Source organism: Alteribacter salitolerans, assembly GCF_016901055.1.
GTDB lineage: Bacteria > Bacillota > Bacilli > Bacillales > Salisediminibacteriaceae > Alteribacter > Alteribacter keqinensis.
In genome coordinates this window covers 75,375-90,938 of the sequence record NZ_JAFEUX010000002.1, presented here as the reverse complement: position 1 = coordinate 90,938, position 15,564 = coordinate 75,375, and the positions used below count along the sequence as shown (strand labels likewise).

Here is a 15,564-nt window from a genome sequence, read left to right as displayed (position 1 = left end):
GTTACAAAAATGGACGATATTAAAGATTATGAAACCAATCTACATAGAGCAGCTTTAAACAAGACGGAAGGTGTGATCACGTGGGTAAGAGAGTGACAATGCAGGATATTGCTGACAAATTAAAAATATCCAAGAATTCAGTTTCACAAGCCCTTTCAGGAAAGCCAGGTGTAAGTGAAGCTACCAGAAAGAAAATTGAACAAACGGCAAAGAGCTTGGGGTATCGCTATTCAGGTGCAAAAGTGAATACGAACGGGGGACAATCTGTCGGAAATATTGCTTTAATTGCCTCTGAATTTGCATTTTCTTTAAAAAGTTTTTTCGGAGAAATTTATCTGGCAATTGATAAGGAAGTAAAAAAAAGAGGCATGAACCTGCACATTCATTCAATAGATGATGTTACGAGGGCTAATTTAGTCCTGCCGGAAGATGTGGAGAATAACTCGGTATCAGGGATCATCGTGCTCTCGCACATAAGCACAGAATATATTAATAAAATTATCAATCTTGGCATTCCGACTGTTATGATCGATCACCACCACCCTTTCAACCATGCGGATGCCATTTTAATAAACAACCGTTTTGCTGCTTACAAGGCCGTTCACCACCTTATCGAACTAGGCCATCAGAATATCGGTTTTGTTGGAAATGTTGATTATTCTCCAAGCTACTTAGAACGCTGGGAAGGATACCTGCTTGCGTTAAAAGATAATGATATTGAACCTAAAGAAGAGCTTATGGTAACAGACGTAGCTGAAAATGGTGATTCCATTAACAATGCACTGAACCAAATAAATGAATTACCCACTGCCTGGTTCTGTACAAATGACGGATACGGATTTCTTATTCTTACCTCCCTTCAAACGAGAGGGTTACGTGTTCCAAAAGATGCGTCAGTGTGCAGCTTTGATAACGGGCAGCTCTCACGCATATCAACACCGCCAACCACAACAATGAATGTAGATCTAACCTTATACGGGAAAAGAGCGATAGAACAACTATTTTGGAGAATGGATAACCCTAATGAACCTTTCCAGGAAACTTTAATTGATTCAACTATTATAATCCGGGATTCGACCGGCCCGGTAAATTAACTTTTTTCAATATTACTTAATGAGTATTCCTTTAGCTTCAAAAGCGGAGTTCATCCGCTTTTGATTTTCTCATTCCTTCTTCAACTAACGCTTCCGTTACTTTAAGTACATTGCTTCACAAACTTAGCCGTTTATTACTGGACTGTTGCCCCTTTAGCCCATTTATCTCGTACTTTTTTTAATTGCTCATTGGCTATCGACTAGAGCTAATTACGATACATTCCCAAAAAAATAAGGCAGCTATACAAGCTGCTTTTCGATTTCAATCATTCAAATCATACGGAAATACGGGCCCTATCAATATTAATTGGAACATCAATTTTATCCCTTGCTACTACTACTCCATTTTTGATAATGTACACTTCAACATAATGCTCGCCTTTGAATTCCGTTCTTTCCTTGTGACGATACTTCCCAAGGTTTCCCTCGGTTATTTCACCTCGTATTTTATCCCTTTGATGAGCGATTTCCCCGACATTCCTAACTTTCCAGAGAACATCATAATCCCAATCTACATCCAGCGGCTCGATGGAGAATTCCAATCGCTTATCACTTCTCAAGAAAGGCAAGTGGCGCAGCGGGGTTCTATCTCTCCATCCATCTTGCGATACAAAGCAGTCAATGCTAACGGAATATCTTATATCCACCGGATATCTGTCTTCAATAAACTCTTCTGTATTTTTAGATGCAAATCGAGTGAAAAGACTTTTCTCAAATCGTTCTTCAACAAGGTTTGGAAATTTGGTTCCAAAAAGTTCTTGCATTTTGGCATACATTTCATTACTGTCATTACCAATATCCTTGATTTTGTTGTAAGCATTTTTGGCCTTTGTGACGAACTTCCCACCCTTGTTATAAACATGCTGGTTGCTGCCTAAAGCCTTCCAATATTCTTGCTCTTTATCCAGTTCTTTAAGGAAATAAAATAAGTCCTTCAACAACTGAGGATAATCCGAAAACTCTGCCTCATTGTACTTGGTATTTTGGTTAAAAAATTTATAAACCAACGTATCGATTAACAGGCCGCCCATCTTAAATCCTTGTTGGTTTTTCCAAGCTCGGACCAAGTTACATACATTTTTGAAGTGGCTGTTGGTTTCATCAATTTTGATTTCACTTGCCGTGATTTCAGGAAGAGGATTAGTAGTCCTCCAAAGTCCTCCATTATTGGAGTCTGGGTATAAAAAGGAACCATCCTCCTTCTCAAAACAAGGAAGTAATTCCACCTCATAATCCTTATATTCAAGGACCACAACTTGTCCATCCCCTCGAATAATGGTTCGTGGAGACAGCTCCAACAGCGTGCTTTTGACATCCTGTAATAATTGAGAGTGTTTATTTCCTCTTCGCTTATTAAATTGGTCATAAACTTCCCATGGCAGCTTAAAAGCAGCATCTACATCACTGACACCATTTATAGCTGTATGGCGGCCAAGAGAACCTACTAAGAGGAAATGTTCGACTTCACTGTCATTTCCGTCATAATAAGTTTTGTTTAACTTTTTGGTGATTCTCTTTAGGCGAGTTTCCTTATCCTCTAATTTTATATCCTGCAGATATTCTACATATTCTTCAAAAGCAGCTTCTATCCCCATTATTTCCCCCTATTAGAAAAATGTATTTTGAACAAATAAAACAACAATTATCACAATGGCTATAAGGACAACTGCTCCAATTGCATATAGAGTCCATCTAAGGGCCAATGGAACTTTATCTCGAAATTTAAACGGACGTTGTTCCTCTATCCAGTCCGTCTCTAATTGCACAAAGAACTTATAGTGTGCGTACCAATCACTAAACATCATTTGATGTGTAATGCCGGTGTTGTTAAATTCTCCAACCAAACGTTTGTATTCGGTTTCGTGCCTTTCCAACTCTTCTTTATCTGTTTCATTTGTTCCTTGCACACTGAAATATAAATTGCGTAAGTCTTGATAAATCCGGTTTATTTTGACTCCTGCATCCTCATATTCCTTTTTTCTATCCGTAAACATGTTGACAAAAATAGTCACAATACCGATAAAAATCAAAAAGACAGAAAGTATTTTATTGATATCATCCTCTATCTCAAAAGCTAGTTGGATGACACCGGCAGTCAACGTTCCTAGTGCAAAAAGGTTGGGAGCTTTGGCTGCTAAATCATAAGTTGCGAAATGCTTTTTTGCGCCGAAACCTACATCATATCCTTTCAACGCAATGGATTTTAAAAGGCTGTTCTTGTCCAATATAATCCTCCCTATTCCCAGTACCTTGAATAATATATCTATTATAACAAATATTTACAATATTCACCCTGTCAATATTCTATTAAATATCAATGAATTTTTATCCATACTGGTTGTTGTAATGGGGGGCTTTTTAGGCCATCAAGGTTATAAAAAATTATTGGAAGTTAACCCGAAGGGAGCGGAATACCTTCTTAGGTGGTTTTAAAAAGGAATTGAATACTTTCTGGAATAGAAAAGTTAAAAATCCGTAAGGACCAAATGCTTGCTCTTCATATGTTTCCTCACCTATATCTTAAACAGGAGTGGTTCCACCTGGATCCGACTCTCCAAATGTTCCTCTGGAGGTTTAGGCTCTGGTTCTTCAACAAACCTCCCCGTTAGTTTAAGTACGCCACTTCACAATACATTTCCTAATTTTAATATACATTTAATTCATCGATTTCTTTTCTATAGCCATTCTGAGCAATGGAATACTCATTTATTACTTTAATAAACCCCTCTCATTCTCTAACGGGAAAGAGAGGGGTTTACAGTTATAGGCACGATTTTTTCGCAGGTGATTGGCAGTTAAGCCTTGCTAGTGGTAAAAACGTTTTATAAGAACGTGCTTAAAGCCAAAAAAGAAGCATGAGGATCCGACCTCATGCTTCTTTTTTACCTGTGCTGATCCACAAGAATCGGATTGCCGTCCGGATCCTCAAGTGTAAAGCTCGCAGGTCCTTCCCCTGCTTCATCTGCTTCAGTCTGGAAAGCAACACCTTTTTCTTTAAGCTGCTTTTGAAGTTTCCGGATGTCCGTAAACGAATCAAGATTCTGGGCATTTTGGTTCCAACCCGGATTAAACGTAAGGATATTCTTTTCGAACATGCCCTGAAACAGCCCTATGACTGTGCTTTCATTCTTCATGATGAGCCAGTTTTGATCCTCATTCCCTCCCAGGATTTCAAACCCCAGGTTTTCGTAAAACGCTTTTGACTTCTGAATGTCTTTTACACTCAAACTTACGGAAAACGCCCCTAGTTTCATATGAACAGCTCCTCCTGCCAGGAAATAAATTAGAATTTTCACACAAATCAAGTGTACCTGATCACAGTGAAAAAGACATCTCCGTTTTATCCTTCTCGATCAAACAACCTCAAGCAGTCAAAAAAGAAGCATGAGAACCGTCCCCATGCTTCTCCATGCTTCTAACTACCCTATTTCACCGCGCCGCGCGTAACACCGCTGATGATCCACTTCTGTGCAATGATGTAAACGAGGACCATTGGTAGCAGGGCCAGCAGGTACGAGGCGAAAGCTAAATTATAGTTGGTACTGAATTCGGACTGAAAAATGTACTGAACGAGAGGTAAGGTCGCATCCGCAGGATCTGTCAGTATCACAAGAGGAAGCATAAAGTCGTTCCAGGCATAGAGCGCTGTTAAGATCGCCACTGTGGCGTTCATCGGCGCCAAAAGCGGGAAGATGATCTTCCAGAATACCTTCCACGTGCTTGCTCCGTCCATAATCGCGGCTTCTTCAAGTTCCACCGGGATCGACTTAATGTATCCAACGTAGATAAATACGTTAAAGGAAAGCTGGAACACAATGTAGAGAAAAACCAATCCGACCAGGTTGTCCATGTTCCATACGGCAGTCTGACGGACCAGCGGCAGCATGATGATCGGAAAAGGAACGAACATGGCACTCACGAAATAGTAAAACATCACTTTGTACAACCTGCGGTGCATGTTTCTCGCAATCGCATACGACACAAGGGAGTTCGTCAGCACCGTGAAAATAACAACAAAGAACGTCACCAGAAAACTGTTGCTGAAAGCATTGAAAAAATTCGTCACTTCGATGGCATCAGCAAAGTTTTGAAACCGCCACTCGTTCGGCAGGGACAAAAGGGGCTCACCCATCTCTTCAGGTGTTTTCAGGGCAATATTGATCGTTAAATAAAGCGGAAATAAAACAAGAAGCGTACCAAGCATAAGCAGTCCGGTAACGAGCCAGTTTTTCTTTTTGGAGTTCTTCATCACAGCTGCACCTCCCGCTTCTGCAAGATTCGTAGTTGAAAGACCGAAAAGCCTACAATGATAAGGAAGTAGATGACCGCATTGGCAGATTGATAGCCGAACTGCCCGCCTTCAAATCCTCCTGTATAGATTAATAGAGAAATGGATTCCGTGGCATGGCCCGGTCCGCCCCCCGTCAGGGCAATGATGTGGTCGAAAACCATCAGAAACGTTTTTAACGCCAGTACCATGTTAATCGTAAAGAACGGTGCGATAAGGGGAAACGTAATTTTAGAGAATCGTTTCCACGGACTCGCTCCGTCAATGGATGCCGCTTCGTATACATCTCCCGGAACAGTCTGCAAACCTGCGAGATACAGGATGGTGTTAAACGCCACCGCCTGCCAGACCGCCATGATCACAATCCCGATCCAGGCGTAATCCGGACTTCCAAGAATATTGGCTGAAAGCGCCTGAATGCCTAAAATATCCGAGAGCTGGGGTAAAAAGATCGTGAAGATGAACTGAAAGATGAACCCGACAATTAGAATACTCAGGATGTTCGGCAAAAAGTAAATCGCCCTGAGCGTCTTCTGAAATTTAATATTCGCATTTAATCCGAGCGCCACGATTAAGCTGAAGATATTTACAAGAATCGTAGACACAATGGCAAACTGAAAGGTAAATCCGTAGGCACTCCACGCCCTCATGTCCTGAAAGACATTAAGATAATTGGAAAACCCGACAAACTCCCAATCCCCGTACCCCCGCCAGTTCGTGAAGCTGTAAAACACACCTTGAAGCAGCGGGTACGTATGGAATAAGAAAAACAACACAAGTGCAGGTATTGTCATATAAAGAAACGATCGCTGTCTGTTTTTCATCATCAAAGTCCTTTCTAATACCTGAGTTGAATTTGATCCCACGTGCGGTCAAGCTGACTCAGAAATTCGTGACGGTCCTCGCCGTAAGTAAATCCCTGTACCATGTTTTCAACACCCATACCCGGAAGATAAAAGTGGTCCGGGAAACTGGTAATCTGATCATTTTCAAAGTGATCCGCAATGCCCTCCATGGCCGGATCGTCCGTCACGACTCCCTGCAGCACAGAAAAGGCAGCCTGTTCTTCCATGTACTGAGTAGAAGGCCCCTCTTCCAGCAGGAACGAAATAAACGCATCTGTTTCCTCCGGATGGTCTGTATCCTCCAGTGCCGTCAGGAGAACATCGACGCCGGACACAAGCTTGTTTTCTTCAGGGTTGTTCGTCACCGGCAGGGCGAATACACCAAGCTCCATATCGGGATTTAAACTGAGGATTTCAGGCACTGCCCAGTTCCCCTGAAAGTACAGCAGGCCGTTCCCCTGGGAAAATTCCCGGTTGCCGTCGTTATAGCCGATGCCGTGCATGCGAGAATGACCATATTCCAAAAGTTCCTCCAGCTTCTCCGTCACTTCCACGTGTGTATTGGCAAATGTGAGTTCACCTTCGGACTTTCTCTCTGCAAATCGTTCCGGCTGAAGGTTTCCTGCAAGGGCATTCCACGCCGGCATAATCGTCCATGCCTCCTGAAGGGTAAACAGAATCGGGATTTCCTCCGCTTCCTCTGCCATCTCCAAAAGTTCGATAAACTCATCCCACGTTTCCGGAATGTCGCCGCCAAGCTCCTCCATCATCTCCTTGTTGTAAATGACCGTGTTGGCGTTGGCCGCAAACGGTACCCCGTGAATACCAGGCGTGTCTGAACCTTCCAGTTCCTCCAGCATTCCTAAGTATGATTCCTGAATGTTATCAAGCACCGGATCCCCTTCATAATCCTGAAGCATTCCTGCACTGACCAGCTCTCCGTATAAAGCACTGCCTGCGATGGCAAGGAGGTCCGGCATATCATCTTTTACAAGTCTTGTTCGAAGGACTGTTTCTGCATCAGGCGGGGCATACAGGTTCACCTCAATACCGGGGTGCTGCTCCTCAAACTCTTCAATGAGTGCCTGGTACGTACCGGTATTTTCTGTTTTATTCGAGAAAAACTCCAATTGAACGGTGCCGTCCCCTGCATCTTCCCCACAGCCGGCAAGCATCGCCGCGCCTGCTAATAGGCCACCTGCAAACCAAGGTTTCGTTTTCATCCTTTTACTCCTCTCGTGATGTGTTCTTTACGCATTTGAGAAAACGTTTACTTTACTTTTTATAAAAAAAGAAGTCTCATATGACTTTTTCCGTCCTGAACTTCATATGAATCCGCTGATTGAAGTAAACGTTTACTCTTTTTGTTTTAAAAAAGAGAGGCTAGGTAGACAGCGTCTTCACCGAGTCTCTTTTTACAATGTTATGCTGGGCTGTCACGCTCGGGCTTTTCTCCCCTGTGTGAATCTCCCTGTAAAGCATTTCCGTCGCTTTCCTCCCCAGAGATTCAAGCTCCTGGGAGACAACGGTTAACTTCGGAACCGCCATTTTTGCCAGCTTTGTATTGTCGTAGCCGATGATCGACAAATCATCCGGTACTCTTTTTCCATACTCCAGTGCAGCTGAAATCGCACTCATGGCAAGTTCGTCGCTAGAGGCAAAGACTGCCGTTGTCTCCGGGTGACTGGCCATCAGCTTTGAAAAAGCAAGGTGCCCGTTCTCAAAGTAAAAGCCATTGTTTTGAGCGACCTGGGTATGACGGCACAGAAGTTTTGCTTCTTTTAACGCCCGTTTAAATCCATCAATTCGCGGTTTTCCGGCAATCGGGTCGTCTCCATTTCCACTGAGCATGCCGATATGTTTATGACCGTGTTCGATAAGGAACTTTGTCGCTTCATAGGATGCAAGTTCGTCGTCCACCTTGATATGGGGGACCCCTTCCACTTCAGACTCTGAAGCCAGCACCACAAACGGCACATTCATCTGCCCGACCATTTTTCCGTACGTTTCTGAGAGAATCTTACTTGTAAAGATCACACCTTCTACCTGCTTTTCTTCAAGGAGCCGTAAATACTTCAGCGTCTTCGCCTGATCGGAGTTTGTGTTGCACACAATGACGCTGTGACCGAACGTATTGGCTACAGCTTCAATTCCGTGCAGCATTTCCGAGCTGACCATACCGGAAATTTCAGGGAACAGCACACCGATCGTCCCTGTCTGCCTGCTGATTAAGCTCCGGGCTACGGCATTCGGGGAATACCCCATCCTCTCCATCGTCTCAAGCACGTGCTTTTTCGTCTTTTCCGAGTATCCTTTTGATGTCTGGTTTAAAATTCGTGATACCGTTGCAATTGAAACATTGGCTTCTTTTGCAACATCCTTGATTGTCTTTTTTCTCATGTCATTACCTTCCAAAGAAAACGTTTTCTTCACTTGAGTGTAAAGTGATCTTTTTCGAATGTCAAGATTCTCCTACTTTTTGATTTAGGACACTAAAAAAGAAGCACGGGACCGCTCCCATGCTTCTTACATCATTTACTTCACTTTATAAACAACCGCTTCAAACGGCTTTAAATCAAGGTAGTTGATGTCTCTTTCTTCTGTTTCACAGTTGCCGAGAAGCTTCTCTGCGCCGGTAAACTGCTGGTCTTTTGGCAGTTCAAACGGTACCTGCTCCCCGGACATATTCGTCACAACCAGGACCGTTTCCCCGTTGAGGGTACGGGTGTAGGCGAAGAGATTCTCGTGGTCCGGAAGAAGAATGTCATAGGATCCGTACAGAAGAACATCGTGATTTTTCCGAAGACGGATCAGGTTTTTATAATATTCGTACACAGACTCTGGATCTTCTTTCTGATCCTCCACGTTCACCTCTGTGTAGTTCGGATTCATTTTCATCCACGGCGTCCCTGTTGTAAAGCCGCCACTCTCTTCACTGTTCCAATGCATCGGCGTTCTGGAATTGTCACGGCCGCGCTTCCAGATGATCTTCATCACATCTTCGTGTGATTTCCCTTCAGCAGTCAGGTTTTTGTACAGGTTATGGGCATCCACGTCATCGTAATCATCAATCGAATCAAACTGGACGTTCGTCATCCCGATCTCCTGCCCCTGATAAATAAACGGCGTTCCCTGCATGAGAAAATACATTGTGGCCAGCGCCTTGGCAGACGCTGTGCGGTACGTCTTATCATCCCCAAGTGTGGAAACGGAACGGGGAACGTCATGGTTTTCCAAAAATAAAGCGTTCCAGCCGACGCCGTCAAGGCCTTTCTGCCATCGTGTATAACTCTGTTTAAAAGCAGGTAGATCGATGCCTTCATCTGTGTCCTTGCCCCAGAGGTCCAGGGACTCAAACTGGAACACCATGTTGAACTTTCCGTTTTCCTCACCGACCCAGAGGTGGGCATCGTCAACGGTAACCCCGTTTGCTTCCCCTACCGTCATCACGTCGTAGTGATCAAGGGTTTCCTCCTTGAATTCAGAAAGAAACTCCTGGATACCAGGCTGGTTCATGTGTCCGGCAAAGGACGGTACATATTTCCGGCCCTCGGGATTCGGCATATCAGGAAAGCCCGGTGTTTTTTTAATGTGGGAAATGGCATCCACACGGAAGCCGTCAATCCCTTTATCAAGCCACCAGTTGACCATGTCGTACAGGTCTTTTCGCACATCGGGGTTCTCCCAGTTCAAGTCCGGCTGCCCTTTGGCAAAGATGTGCATGTAATACTGGCCGCTCTCCTCGTCGAACTCCCAGGCAGACCCGCCAAAGATACTTTCCCAGTTGTTCGGCTCCGACCCGTCATCTTTCGGATCGACCCAAATATAATAGTCGCGCTTCGGGTTGTCTTTCCCTTTACGTGACTCGATAAACCATTCGTGATCCGCGGACGTGTGGTTGATCACGAGGTCCATAATGATCTTAAGGCCGCGCTTGTGGGCTTCGGCCAGGAGCTCGTCAAAATCCTCCATCGTCCCGAACTCGTCCATAATATCCTTGTAATCAGAGATGTCATACCCGTTATCTTCGTTCGGGGATTTATAGATCGGGCAGATCCAGATCACGTCAATGCCGAGATCCTTCAGGTAATCAAGCCTGGACATAATCCCTTTAATGTCCCCAATGCCGTCACCGTTGCTGTCCATAAAACTTCTTGGATAAACCTGATACACAACTGCTTCTTTCCACCATTTTCGTTCCATGTTGAACCTCCGTGTTCTCCTGATGATCCTCTATATGTGCAAATACATGCATGAATTGCGAAATCGTTTGCCCATATCATAACAGGAAACAAGTATAAATGGTAGATGGTAACGTGTAAAACGTTTTCATTTTTTGTTCCTTTTGTTGGAAGGCTGTAAGTGGTGCCTGTCACCACCCGGATTTTGTCGAATCTATAGGGCTTTTTGCCAGCTGATGCATTTCATTCAACAAAAACCGTCTCTTAAACAGGTAAAATGACACCACTTTAGATAATAGGGGCAACTGAAAATGGTGAACCTGTGCTTGTTCGTGTCAGGCCATGTACAGGGGAAGCCGTAGAAGTTTTCAGAGGAAGTTTTTATGTGAATAATTGTCTGGGTCACAGCATGTGTATTTTATAGTTAATGAATTGGTGAACTGGCAAATAAGAGAGATGACCCCCTGTTGTTTCGTTCAGTTTCTATTACTGCCGTTTATGCACACATTCAGCCCCCTTCCCGTATAAGATAAAGTACTTTGCGAAAAGTACGCTACCTCCAGGCAGCAGGTCCCTTCAGGGTCTGCTGTTTTGTAATGTATTAAGCCACATACCTTGTGCATGCGGTCTCAGGTGGAATGCGAAACCCAGAAAAAATACGAAAAAGAAGTGCAAAAACCAAGGCAGAATACTAACAAGAAAAGTTGGTCGAAACCTGTAAAGTTTACACCGACGATAGTTCAGAAAAGAAAGTACATTAAACCAAGTAATCAGTAAAATTCCCTAAATTAAACGACTAATGGGTCACAGCTTGTCTTCAATGCGGTATTGTTTTCCCTGTACACTTTGTAATACTCCTTATAATATCACCTCCGCATTTTTCACATGCAAGCATTGGTAGAACGCTCTGATCGCCCTTCTCTTTTCCAAACTTATTTGACACTTCTGAATTCCCGTGCTAGTATGCTTGTATCAATCCAATAGCAAACTCTTATTGAGAGTGGTGGAGGGACTGGCCCGATGAAACCCGGCAACCGATCATTCATTGATTGTGGTGCCAATTCCAGCAAAGCTGAGTCTTTGAGAAATAAGAGAGGTCAAATCAACATAACCCTCTCATTTTGAGAGGGTTTTCTGTTTGATAGACCAAATATCCGTGTTTCACAGGTGCTGAACTCACGTTGCGAGTCCAGCTTAAAAGGGAAGTCCGGTGAAAGTCCGGTACGGTCCCGCCACTGTAAATGGGAGCATCCAGCAAAATAGCCACTGTCTCGGACGGGAAGGCGCATGGATGTGATGATCATGAGTCAGGAGACCTGCCTGTAAAACATACACTACGTCCTACGAGGAATAGGAAGGTGTTGACATTTCAAGGGCTTCGTCTGTCTTTTTAATGACGTTTATTCCCTGTGTCCACCTCATCATCTCTCTTGTAGGCAAGAGAGATTTTTTTATTGGGTTGAAAAAGAATATCAGGAGGAATGGACATGAAAAAAACCAGAAGTTCGACAATCGGGTACCCGAGAATCGGGGAAAAAAGAGAATGGAAAGAAGCGCTGGAAGCGTTTTGGAGCAAGTCCATCACGGAAGAAGATCTGCTAAGAAAAATGGAAGCCCTTCGCTTAAATGACCTTCAAAAACAAAAGAACCTCGGAATTGACCTCATTCCTGTTGGTGACTTCAGCTTTTACGACCATGTTCTCGATACCGCCGTGATGTTCGGGCTCATCCCCCGCCGTTTCCGCTCTGACGAAACACCGTTATTACAGACCTATTTTGATATCGCCCGGGGAAACAAGGAAGCCGTCGCCTCGGAAATGACGAAATGGTTCAATACGAACTACCATTACATCGTTCCGGAATTTGACCAGAACACCGCCCCTGTACTGAAAGAGAACCGGCCTCTTACTTACTTTCTTGAAGCCAAAAACAAGCTTGGCATAACCGGGAAGCCTGTTCTCCTCGGTCCCGTGACATTACTGAAGCTCTCGAAAGGGTATAAACAGGAGGAATTCGGGCCTCTTTTAAAGACGCTCGTTCCTCTTTACCAGCAGGTGTTAAAGGAACTGGATGAAGCAGGGGCTGAGTGGGTTCAGTTAGACGAGCCGGTTTTAAGTACCGATCTCACCAAAACAGAAATCGGGCACGTAAAAGACGTCTACGAACAGCTTCACTCACCAGCGGCAAACCTGAAGCTCCTTGTGCAAACGTATTTCGAATCGGTATCTGACTATGAAGCGATCATCTCCCTCCCGGTAGACGGGATCGGTCTCGATTTTGTTCACGACGACGGAGCGAACCTGGATGCTTTAAAAAAATACGGGTTTCCTGCTGATAAAACATTGGCCGCCGGTGTTGTGAACGGGCGAAACGTCTGGGGAAGCGACCTGGAAGAAAAATGGGGGCTCTTGGAAGCCATCCGTGGCATCGTTTCTGATAACCGCCTCATCGTACAGCCTTCGTGCAGTCTTTTACACGTCCCTGTGACCGTAAAGACGGAGGATCACCTTGAGCCTGAATTAAAGGGTGCTTTAGCTTTTGCCGATCAAAAAATTGATGAAATCACCCTGTTGACGAAGGGGATCAATGAGGGCAGACCATCGATCGAAGACGAAATCAAAACTCGGGAGGAGACCCTTCAGATTTTCCGTCAGTCCCCATCGCGGACGAAACCGCATGTGCAAAATGAGGTGAGTGAATGGGAAGGAAAAGAACCGGCACGGGACTTTTCTTTTACCGCCAGGCAGGCATTGCACCAAGACATCTTCAAGCTTCCGGTGCTGCCTACAACAACAATCGGAAGTCTGCCTCAAACTACAGAAATCCGCCAGGCCCGGTCCCGTTACCGCCATGGTGAATGGTCAACAGCGGCGTACGACGCCTTCATTCAGAAAAAAGTAGCGGAATGGATTGAGGTACAGGAGTGGATTGGCCTCGACGTACTCGTTCACGGTGAATTTGAACGAAATGACATGGTTGAATACTTCGGGGAAAAACTTGACGGGTTTGCTTTTACCAAATACGGATGGGTGCAATCCTACGGCTCACGGAGTGTAAAACCACCGATCATTTACGGAGATGTGGCTTTACCGGAGCCGATGACAACAAAAGACATCACCTATGCCCAGTCACTCACTGACAAGCCGGTCAAAGGCATGCTCACCGGACCCGTTACCATTTATAAATGGTCTTTCCCCCGTGAGGACATCCGTGCATTCGAAGTGACAAAGCAGCTCGCTTTAGCATTGCAAAACGAAATCAGCCATCTGGAGAAAAACGGCATCGGCATGATCCAGGTAGATGAGCCTGCTTTACGTGAAGGACTGCCCCTTAAAGACGCAAAGAAACAACAATACCTCCAGGAAGCCATCTATGCGTTCAAACTTGCGACCTGCACAGTGAAAAAAGAAACCCAGGTCCATACGCATATGTGCTATTCGGAGTTCGGGGAAATCATTGATTCAATTAAACAGCTGGATGCTGATGTTATTTCTATTGAAACAGCGCGAAGCCACGGTGAATTAATCGCGGACTTCGAAAAGGCATCGTACGACAAAGGCATCGGCCTCGGGGTTTACGACATTCACAGCCCGCGTGTACCAAGCACCGAAGAAATGGAAACGAGCATCCGCCGGGCCCTCCAGGTCCTCCACCCGCAGCAGTTCTGGGTCAATCCGGACTGCGGCCTGAAAACGAGAGGCATCGATGAAACCGTTCCTTCACTTAAGAATATGGTTGAGGCCACCCAGCGTGTGCGGGAGGCACTTGGCTCGGTTGGTGCGGTGCCTGTCACCACCCGGATTTTGTCGAATCCATAGGTCTTTCTCCCAAAGTTTCATAGACTCAACCAAAATAAAAGGCTCGCAAAGGGGGATGCGAGCCTTTCTGACAAATCTATCAGTCTTTCGAATACACTTTAGCTGTACCAAACTCCGACCACGTTTTAAGAAACCTCGTGAACATTTCTGCACCGAGAACAATCGCAAAGATGACCAGCGTGACCCCGAGCATCTGATCGTATGCCATCATACGGGACGCCCTGAACAGCTCCCAGCCGATTCCGCCTGCACCAACAATCCCTTATAGGACCTCTCCAAAATACCACACAAGAACCGTCCCCAAATAACATCAGTGGCTGGTTTCTTACTTTGCAAAAAAGAAATCATTCACGGTCTGCTCGAGCGTGCCTTTTGTGATGACTTTCGGATCAAATTGAAGGTCTTCTTTTATGAGCGTGCGGACGATCTGCGGACGCAGGCCCGTAATGATGCACTCGCAGCCCATCATATATGTACCATTTATCGTTTTCATTATTCGATTCATGCTTGTGGTGTCAATCTGTGCAATACCCGAAAAATCAATAATGAGTGTTTCAATCTGCAGTTTTTTAATTTCAGGCAGGGTCTTTCCTTCGATCGTTTCCACTCGGTCCTCATCGACTTCCCCGATGAGAGGCAGAACACATACACGATCACTGAGCGGAATAATCGGGGCACTCAGATTTTCAACAAGTTCACGCTGAGAAGCAAGCAGGGCATCCTTATAGCGGGAATAGCTTAAAAAGAAGCCGTTGAGGAACTGATCAATCGCATCATTCACCTGTCTCTCAAGTTTAAACAAGTTCACCTTCTTATCTTTGTTTTCTTCATGAAACTCTTCCAGAAACCGCCACATCGTCCGGCGGATCGACTGGACCCATTCCAGCTTGAATGACAGTGTGAGATCATGCTGCGCCCAGACCACGCCTTCTTTTTCTGCAAACGATGCTAAAGAATCATTTTCCCCGAGGGCATACATTACCAGTTTATGCGCATTCTCAAGAAGGTCAATATTTCCTACCCGATGGATTTCATCAATCTTGTCCCGAACTTGAGAGGCATCGCAAATCAGCTTATTCCGAAAGTCTTCCTGTCTCTGGTTAAAATAATCTGCATAGATTTCATGAGAGTTTGATTTCACTGGTTTTCACATCCTTAAAGTAAATTTCATTACCATAAGTATATCATTTCAAAATCCTGATCACATGATAAAATTTGAAGCTTCTTGAAAGGCCTACCAGCTCCCACTTGGGTTTAGCGTTATGAAAGGGGCCTCCCTCTCCGTTGAAAAATGCCGTAAAAAACAAAACCAGCGCAATGATTATTTGCCCGTTCAAG

At 44.7% G+C, this 15,564-nt stretch carries 12 protein-coding genes and 2 riboswitches; of the genes, 2 read left to right on the top strand and 10 right to left on the bottom strand.

All coding sequences use genetic code 11. The annotated features are described in order from the left end of the window. The first annotated feature begins 80 nt into the window (after positions 1-80). On the top strand, positions 81-1,094 hold the full coding sequence (locus JSY36_RS03580) for a substrate-binding domain-containing protein (RefSeq protein ID WP_205165277.1): 1,014 nt from the start codon (positions 81-83) through the stop codon (positions 1,092-1,094). A gap of 275 nt (positions 1,095-1,369) precedes the next feature. On the opposite strand, the gene JSY36_RS03575 is transcribed toward JSY36_RS03580, so the two are convergent. From JSY36_RS03575 to JSY36_RS03540, 8 genes are all read right to left on the bottom strand, one after another. Then, positions 1,370-2,689 (bottom strand): nucleotide-binding domain-containing protein, encoded by a 1,320-nt coding sequence (locus JSY36_RS03575; protein ID WP_205165276.1) that lies wholly within the window; start codon positions 2,687-2,689, stop codon positions 1,370-1,372. A 12-nt stretch (positions 2,690-2,701) separates the two neighbouring features. Then, positions 2,702-3,319 carry an SLATT domain-containing protein gene (locus tag JSY36_RS03570; protein WP_205165275.1) on the bottom strand — a complete coding sequence of 206 codons (618 nt, stop codon included), beginning with the start codon at positions 3,317-3,319 and terminating at the stop codon, positions 2,702-2,704. Positions 3,320-3,976: 657 nt separating this feature from the next. Beyond that, positions 3,977-4,348, bottom strand: a complete 372-nt coding sequence (locus JSY36_RS03565; protein WP_205165274.1) for a VOC family protein — start codon at positions 4,346-4,348, stop codon at positions 3,977-3,979. Positions 4,349-4,518: 170 nt separating this feature from the next. After that, on the bottom strand, positions 4,519-5,343 hold the full coding sequence (locus JSY36_RS03560) for a carbohydrate ABC transporter permease (protein ID WP_205165712.1): 825 nt from the start codon (positions 5,341-5,343) through the stop codon (positions 4,519-4,521). Beyond that, positions 5,343-6,206: a carbohydrate ABC transporter permease gene (locus JSY36_RS03555; RefSeq protein WP_122901371.1), complete on the bottom strand. Its 864-nt coding sequence runs from the start codon at positions 6,204-6,206 to the stop codon at positions 5,343-5,345. The genes JSY36_RS03560 and JSY36_RS03555 overlap by 1 nt, the downstream gene beginning before the upstream one ends. Before the next feature lie 14 nt (positions 6,207-6,220). Next, the gene (locus JSY36_RS03550) at positions 6,221-7,450 is read right to left on the bottom strand and encodes an ABC transporter substrate-binding protein (protein WP_122900276.1); all 1,230 of its coding nucleotides are present in this window, start codon (positions 7,448-7,450) and stop codon (positions 6,221-6,223) included. Between the two features lie 160 nt (positions 7,451-7,610). Next, positions 7,611-8,627 carry a LacI family DNA-binding transcriptional regulator gene (locus JSY36_RS03545; RefSeq protein ID WP_205165273.1) on the bottom strand — a complete coding sequence of 339 codons (1,017 nt, stop codon included), beginning with the start codon at positions 8,625-8,627 and terminating at the stop codon, positions 7,611-7,613. 135 nt (positions 8,628-8,762) lie between these two features. After that, positions 8,763-10,430: a glycoside hydrolase family 13 protein gene (locus tag JSY36_RS03540; RefSeq protein ID WP_205165272.1), complete on the bottom strand. Its 1,668-nt coding sequence runs from the start codon at positions 10,428-10,430 to the stop codon at positions 8,763-8,765. 966 nt (positions 10,431-11,396) lie between these two features. Then, positions 11,397-11,502: riboswitch (SAM riboswitch) on the top strand. 54 nt (positions 11,503-11,556) lie between these two features. Continuing rightward, a riboswitch (cobalamin riboswitch) is annotated at positions 11,557-11,746 on the top strand. Between the two features lie 149 nt (positions 11,747-11,895). On the opposite strand from JSY36_RS03540, the gene metE reads away from it, so the two are divergent. Next, positions 11,896-14,226 carry a 5-methyltetrahydropteroyltriglutamate--homocysteine S-methyltransferase gene (metE, locus tag JSY36_RS03535; protein WP_205165271.1) on the top strand — a complete coding sequence of 777 codons (2,331 nt, stop codon included), beginning with the start codon at positions 11,896-11,898 and terminating at the stop codon, positions 14,224-14,226. A gap of 79 nt (positions 14,227-14,305) precedes the next feature. Here metE and JSY36_RS20610 read toward each other — a convergent pair whose 3' ends face one another. Beyond that, complete coding sequence (locus JSY36_RS20610) at positions 14,306-14,437, bottom strand: hypothetical protein (protein ID WP_272873250.1); 132 nt, start codon at positions 14,435-14,437, stop codon at positions 14,306-14,308. Positions 14,438-14,551: 114 nt separating this feature from the next. Further along, positions 14,552-15,367 carry an STAS domain-containing protein gene (locus JSY36_RS03530; protein ID WP_205165270.1) on the bottom strand — a complete coding sequence of 272 codons (816 nt, stop codon included), beginning with the start codon at positions 15,365-15,367 and terminating at the stop codon, positions 14,552-14,554. Positions 15,368-15,564: the final 197 nt, after the last annotated feature.